Genomic DNA, 3245 nt, shown 5'->3' with positions numbered 1-3245 from the left:
GCCAACATCCAGTCGGGCTTCGGCCAGGTGGTGATCGGCGGCAACGACACGAGCCTCAAGGTGCACATCGGCCAGGCGGGCAACAGCGGCAGCGTGGTGGTGAGCAACAACCTGCTGATCCAGAACCCGAACCTGGGCGGCGAGGTGTACGTGAACCAGGACCTGCGGGTCAGCGGTTCGCTGGTGGTGCACGGCTCGGGGCATACGACGCACCTGATCAACCAGAACACCTCGGCCAGCGGCAACGTGTTCCTGGACGACTCGGTGGTCGTCTCGGGCACGGCGACGCTGGAGGCGGGCACGAGCGGCACGGGGGGCATCCAGCTGGGCAACTCGGCCTCGCACTCGCTCAACGGCGACGGCCAGGGCGATGCGGACAACCTCACGCTGCTGGCGGCGGGCAACGTCGTCATCACGGGCAACGTGGGCGACACGGACGCGCTGGGCAACCTCACCATCGACGCGGTGAGCGTCAATGGGGTGCCCAACCTGCCGGACAACGTCACCTTCAACGGCACCGTGGTGCTGCGCGGGGACCTGATCGTGCGCACGAGCGGCACGGTGACCTTCGCCAACGCGGTCACCGTGGGCGGGCAGGTGATCGTGGTGGGCGGCGGCTCGGTGGTGTTCACGCTGGGCCTGCAGGCCGGCGGGGACATCACGCTGCAGGGCAACGAGATCGACTTCGTCAACGGCGCCACGGGCAGCATCAAGACCACCGGCGCCGACAAGACGCTGTGGCTCAAGGCCAGCACGGCCAGCCAGAACATCGAGGTGGGCAGCCCGATGCTGAGCGACACGAGCACGCCCACGCTGTACCTGACGGCGGCGGAGACCGGCCGCATCGCCGGCAGCAGCTTCGCCAAGGTGGTGATCGGCAACTATGCGAGCGTGGGCGGGGTGAACCATGCGGTGGCCGGCAGCGGCACCGTCACGCTGGACGCGAGCTCGCTGCTGCGGGCCAACCTGGAGGTGTACGGCCAGACCATCGTGGCCACCGACAGCCAGACGGCGCCGGGCGCCTTCATCTCGGGCGGCACGCTCAAGCTGGACGCCACGGGCGACATCCGGCTGTACAACCAGGTGGACGTGCGCACCGGCAATGGCGTGCTCAAGGACGCCGTGTTCTACGCTGGCGGCGCCATCGCGCAGTACAACGACACCAGCGACCTCTCCGGCGACGACAAGTTCGGCGAGCCGCTGCGCGCGGCCAGCCTGACGGCCACGGCCGTCACCGGCATCAACCTCTTTGCCACGCAGCTGGCGAGCGTGAGCGCGGTCAACACCGGCGCGAGCGGCGACATCGCGATCACCGAGAACGCGGCCGGCGGCGCGCTGGACGTGCTGCGCGTGGCGCAGACCAACGCCGGCAACAGCGGCGGCATCAGCGTGACCACCACCGCGGGCGACCTCACGGTGCTGGGCAGCGGCAGCGGCATCGCCAGCCTGGGCGGCAGCATCGCGCTGGCGGCCGGGGCTGTTAATGGCGTCGGCGGCAACCTGAGCGTCAACCAGGCCATCAGCAGCGCCAACGGCGGCATCAGCCTGTCGGCCACCGGCGCGCTCAGCCTGCAAAGCGCCATCACCACCACCGCCGGCGCCGTGAGCCTCACGGCCGGCGGCGCCATCAACCTGGGCGGCAGCATCACCGGCGGCACCGGCGCCATCGCCGTCACCAGCACCGGCACGGCCGCCGACGCCATCACCATGTCGGGCAGCGCCACCCTCTCGGGCACGGGCCCGATCGGCCTGACCGGCAACGGCAACCTCGTGGTCAACCACATCGAGGGCAACGGCGCGGCCAGCATCGTGAGCCTCACGGCCGGCGGCAGCATCGCCGGCGTGGCCGGGGCGACCCACGTGACGGGCGAGAGCGCCGTGCTGCGCCTGAGCGCCGTCTCCGGCATCGGCGGTACCGGCGTCACCCTGCACACGCAGGTGGGCAGCCTCACGGCCGCCAACACCGGCAGCACGGGCGGCATCTACGTGCAGGAAGCCACGGCCCTGAGCCTGGTCACCAACAGCGGCAGCAACGCCATCGCCAACGCCGGCAGCGGCGCGGTGGTGATCCGCACCACCACGGGCGACCTCACGCTCGCCTCGGGCGCCAACGTGGCGGCCACCAGCACCACCCCGATGGCCGGTGCGGGCACCGGCAACATCCTGCTGCAGGCGCAGAGCGGCGCCCTGAACCTGGGCGGCAACGTCAACACCGCCAGCGGCCACATCTCGCTGCTGGCCTCGGGCGCCCTGGCCCTCACCGGCAACGCCACGGTGCAGACCCAGGCCGCCGGCAAGACCGTGGACATCTCGGCCGGTGCCAACGTGGCCATGGCCGCCACCACGCGCGTGATCACCGCGGGCGGCAACGTGCAGATCGCGGCGGCCACGGGCGTGGCCCTGGCCTCCGTCTCCACCGGCAGCAGCAGCGCCGGCACCGTGAGCGTGGCCACCACGGCCGGCGCCATCGTGGATGCGGACGCGGACAACGCCAGCCCGCCACTGCTGAACGTGACCGCCGGCGCGCTGCGCCTGCAGGCCACGGGCGCGGGCGCCACGGTGGGCAGCGCCACCAACGCGCTGGAGACGGCCGTCACCACCCTGGCGGTGAGCACGGCCGCGGGCCTGTACATCAGCGAGGAGAACGGCCTGGTGATCGGCAGCGTCACCGGCGCCGCGGCGCAGGTCAACCGGGTGAGTGAATCCGGCGCAGCCGCCTTGCTCGCGGCGGGCGCCGACCTGTCGGGCCTGGCCACCAGCGCCAACGGCAGCATCGTGGTCAACAACGGCACCAGCCGCGCGGGCGACCTGGTGGTCGATGCGGCCATCCGCGCCAACGGCAGCGGCCACGTGCTGCTGGCCAACAACTGGACGGGCGTGCCCGCGGCCGGCGGCATCACGCTCAATGCGGGCGTGAGCACGGACAGCGGCAGCATCAGCCTGATCGCGGCCGGCAGCCTCGTGCAGGCGACCGGCGTCACGGTCGCCACCGCGGGCAGCGGCACGCTGGACGTGCAGGCCGGCGGCAGCGTCACCATGGGGGCCAATTCGGTGCTGCGCACCGCGGGCGGCAACGTGCGCGTGGCCGCGGGCAGCGCCGGCAGCATCACCGTCGGGCAGATCGACGCCGGCTTCGGCGCCAACGTGGTCGGCCAGTCCAATTGGGGCCAGGTGGCCCTCACCGCCGGCGCGTCCATCCTGGACGACGCGGGCGAGAACAGCATCGTGGACGTGTACGCGAGCGC

The 3245-nt window shown here is 72.1% G+C and carries 1 protein-coding gene; it reads left to right on the top strand.

What is annotated here, in order from left to right; translation table 11 throughout:
* The coding region (locus NS331_RS26795) for a beta strand repeat-containing protein (protein ID WP_193758168.1) at positions 1 to 3245 on the top strand (3245 nt) is incomplete at both ends.

It is taken from the genome of Pseudacidovorax intermedius (assembly GCF_001476815.1).
GTDB lineage: Bacteria > Pseudomonadota > Gammaproteobacteria > Burkholderiales > Burkholderiaceae_C > Xenophilus > Xenophilus intermedius_A.
This window is presented reverse-complemented; position numbering and strand designations above follow the sequence as displayed.